General features: G+C 58.5%; 4 protein-coding genes and 1 pseudogene. 3 read left to right on the top strand and 2 right to left on the bottom strand.

The genetic code is table 11. The annotated features are described in order from the left end of the window. Window positions 1-301: 301 nt before the first annotated feature. Window positions 302-712: pseudogene (locus tag HNQ71_RS34460) on the bottom strand (helix-turn-helix domain-containing protein); the annotation flags it as partial. A gap of 473 nt (window positions 713-1,185) precedes the next feature. After that, a complete protein-coding gene (locus tag HNQ71_RS35435) occupies window positions 1,186-1,365 on the bottom strand; it encodes a hypothetical protein (protein WP_246462549.1) in 180 nt (59 codons plus the stop codon). Window positions 1,366-2,243: 878 nt separating this feature from the next. On the opposite strand from HNQ71_RS35435, the gene HNQ71_RS34470 reads away from it, so the two are divergent. The 3 genes from HNQ71_RS34470 to HNQ71_RS34480 form a co-directional block, all read left to right on the top strand. Beyond that, on the top strand, window positions 2,244-2,453 hold the full coding sequence (locus HNQ71_RS34470) for a hypothetical protein (RefSeq protein WP_184879593.1): 210 nt from the start codon (window positions 2,244-2,246) through the stop codon (window positions 2,451-2,453). A 215-nt stretch (window positions 2,454-2,668) separates the two neighbouring features. Then, window positions 2,669-3,007 carry a winged helix-turn-helix domain-containing protein gene (locus tag HNQ71_RS34475; protein ID WP_246462548.1) on the top strand — a complete coding sequence of 113 codons (339 nt, stop codon included), beginning with the start codon at window positions 2,669-2,671 and terminating at the stop codon, window positions 3,005-3,007. A gap of 291 nt (window positions 3,008-3,298) precedes the next feature. Further along, window positions 3,299-3,480: ATP-binding cassette domain-containing protein (locus HNQ71_RS34480; RefSeq protein WP_184879609.1), on the top strand; the 182-nt coding region annotated here is incomplete at its 3' end.

Below are 3,480 nucleotides of genomic sequence, written 5' to 3' on the forward strand. Positions count from 1 at the left end.
AGCTCCGCCGATCACCCGTTGCTCAACCCGCGCCATACGGCGTAAAACCCGCCGAGGCTCTAACTGCAGCCGGATGAAATTTCAGTGGCAGGTCAGAGGCCATCGAGCGAAAGCGAGGGCCAGGCCGGCCGGCCTCATATGCGACGCCCGCAAACGTCAATCCTGATTGACGCGCCGCGACAATCAAACCAATAAGACCTCTTGCGCGCGACAATCAATGCCGCGATCATCAGCATCGCCGCGACACCAGATTCTCATCCAGATTGTCGCGCACCTCTCTTCCAGATTGTCGCGCTATATTCAGCAGCTTGCCCACGTAGCGCTCGTGATAGGCGACGCCGAAACGATCCTCGATGACGCGCTGCAGATCGATGCGCCGCCAGCGCACCACGCCGTCAACCGCCAGGTCCGGTCCCGTCTCGACGATTTGCGCCAGTTCGGCCTTCCGTTCCGGCGATAGGCGCGGCGTGGGTCCGCCATACCAGGCATCCTTCAGTCCGTCAGGGCCATCCTCGTTGAAGCGATGCACCCAGTCCCGCAGCGTCTGGCGGTCCATGCCGCCGATCCGTGCAGCATCTTCCCGGCTCATCCCGTCCACGACCCCAGCCAGTGACAACAAGCGCCTGCTCTGGTTGACGTCATTCGCCACCTTCGCCAGTCGCCGAAGCGCCGCAGCCGAATAGTCCGTCCGTATCTTCACCGCTGATCCCATCGCCCGAATCCTCCTCGCGACAAGGAATCACGGATCAATCGCTGCGGATACCCTAGAGAGTCAGCCCTCAGAACCTTTGGTATAACATAGATATTGCAGTCGTCCGCGTAACGGCAGAAGCGGTGACCACGTCGGGCCAGCTCCTTGTCGAGGTCGTCGAGCAGGAGGTTGCTTAGGATGGGCGAAATTGCGGAGTGCCACGCGTGCTGCTCTTACCGCCACTCATATGCCGTGTCCCTTTGCCGTCCCGCTCTTCCACCGGCACTTTCAACCACAGCTTGATCAGCCGCAGAACTTTCCGGTCGACAATGCGTCGGGCCACCGATTTAAGGAGGTCCGAGTGCGGGATCGTGTCGAAATATTTCGACAAATCGGCGTCAACAACGTCCGTGTAGCCCCGGCACACAAGCCGGTGTACTTGCTTGACGGCATCGACCGCGCTGCGACGCGGCCGATACCCATAAGCGCCGTCCTCAAAATCCGACCTCGAAGATTGGCTCCAGTACGATCTTTGCAGCAGCTTGGACGACCCGGTCCCGGATTGTCGGGATACCAAGCGGTCGTTCGCCACCGCCGGGCTTCGGGATCATCACCCGCCGCACCGGATCGGGCCGGTAAGTCTTCGTGACGAGTTCTTCGCGCAGGCCCGCCAACCATGCTTCTCGTCCCGACGCATCGATCTGCTCGAAAGTTATTCCGTCCACTCCCGGCGCACCCGCATTTGTGCGGGCCAACGCAAAGGCGTGACTCAGAATGTCTTCACGACAGACTGTCGTAGAGCACATAGAAGCGGAAAGCAGGCTCCGCCTTCGCCTTGCAATAGAGCTTTCTCTGAAGGTTCTTATCGGGCGTTTCCAGGCTCATCGCCAATCTACCCTTTCCATCGCCATCTTCAAAAGCACACCTGAAGTCAGGGTCCTTTCCTCCGCCGGAATTACCCGGCTTCGTCGGTACTACAACCCTGTCCGACTCCCGTCCGGTCCATCGACGTACTCGATGCTGAAGGCGCGACCTTCGACCAGGACGGGTATCCCCCGATTACCCACATTACATTTCCAACGTGCCATGCCCATTACCCCGGTGAACCAGCGAGGTGCACATGTCGATTGCTTCCCTGGCTGCGCGGCCTTCCCCGCCATTCGACCGGGTCGGCGTTCACATCGTAACTTTCGAGGCATGCTCAGGCTTCACTCACGTTACGGCCCGCTGGATTGCTCGGCCACCTATAGCGACCTTTGTCACGAGGCTTCGATCCGTCCGATTGCTCGTCCACCCGCTCGTCAGCTACCAGATCAACCGACAACTCTCGGGGTGGATCCTTCCTCCACTGGTAATACGCGCCATCGGGGCGCACCGAAAGGCTTGACATATTGAGATGCAATCAGGCGAACCTCGGCCGAACTTCCCGATCTCCCGTCCCCAGTGGTCCTTCCATTGCCACGAGACACGTCGGATGCTCTGAAGGGAATGGCAGGAACCTGGCCCGTGACACCTTTCGGCGGTATGCAACGGAGCCATCGGCCCGCATTCCGTGAAGCTGAAAGACATTATTGGCGAGATCAATCCGATGATGATAGGATTGTTCATGGATGCTTGGCACCGCCCGCTCACGCGGCACTGTCAGCCGATTACCCTTTTCGGATCCTACCCGGCCAAGCAGTACGCTAGTTCACTGCCTGATCCGCAGGTGGCCAAATACACGTTGCGTCTCGGTCGAGCGTTGCAACAGATCCTTCAATGAAATTCATAGACTCTTTGCGATCGAAAATCGTTGGTGGTGGTATGCTCCCATAACGTCTGGGTTCCAGTGGCGACAACATCTGGTGCCGCTTCATGCTCCGACTGCCAATGCAAGAGGGTCTACAGCTAATGGCAAGAAGAGCGTTCATCCTGACGGAAAGGAATCAACCAATTGCGGTCCATCTCTGCGGCTATATGGCGTGATGCTGACCAATGATGACACTGGTCAGTCGCCTACAGACGGCAGCGCATTTTGATCGCCTTCGAATCCTGGGCCTTTGCGCGCATGCCGACTTGACCGTTTGCGAGCTGGCGAAGATTCTGGATCTGCCTCGGAAGCGCGTTGAGCGACACGTACGGCTGCTCGCCCGAGCTGACTTGCTTTTCTGCAGCGGACAACGTCCGCGGTCCTCCTACCATCTCAATACAGGAAGGACGGACGGCGGGCTGGTTCAATTGTTGATCGATCTCCTGCCCCACCACGATGGCTTTCATAAAAGAGACCTGCAACGCCTCGAAGCAATACACGACGCGCGGTCGAAGGGGACCGCCTGATTGATCGTGAAATAGATCAATCCTATTGGGGAGCGAAGCTGCCATGGACAACTCCGCCGACCGAGCCATCGCGCAGCCCGACACCGCTGGAAGCGACCGGCTCGATTTTCACGAACAAGTACGCCGACGGGTAGCCGGGTGCGCGGGCAATTGACCTCCTCCAGCCATAACAAATCGGCTTGGATCATAATCTGCGCCGGCTTTGATTAGAAAATGGCAAGACTGTGTGGTCGGACGGGCGCAACCCACCACCGGCCAGATTTGCACTGAATTAACTTACATGGAGACGTAATGAAGGGTGAAACGGTCACGGTCCGTCAAATCGGGAAGCGCTACGAATCGGTTACCGCGGTCGAAGATGTGTCGCTCGATGTTAAGGCGGGAGAGTTTCTCTCGCTCCTGGGGCCCTCGGGTTCCGGCAAAACGACCCTCTTGATGATGATCGCGGGCTTTGAGCTGCCGACTGCGGGGCT

The sequence above is a fragment of the Mesorhizobium sangaii genome, from assembly GCF_014207355.1.
In the GTDB taxonomy this organism is placed as follows: domain Bacteria; phylum Pseudomonadota; class Alphaproteobacteria; order Rhizobiales; family Rhizobiaceae; genus Mesorhizobium; species Mesorhizobium sangaii.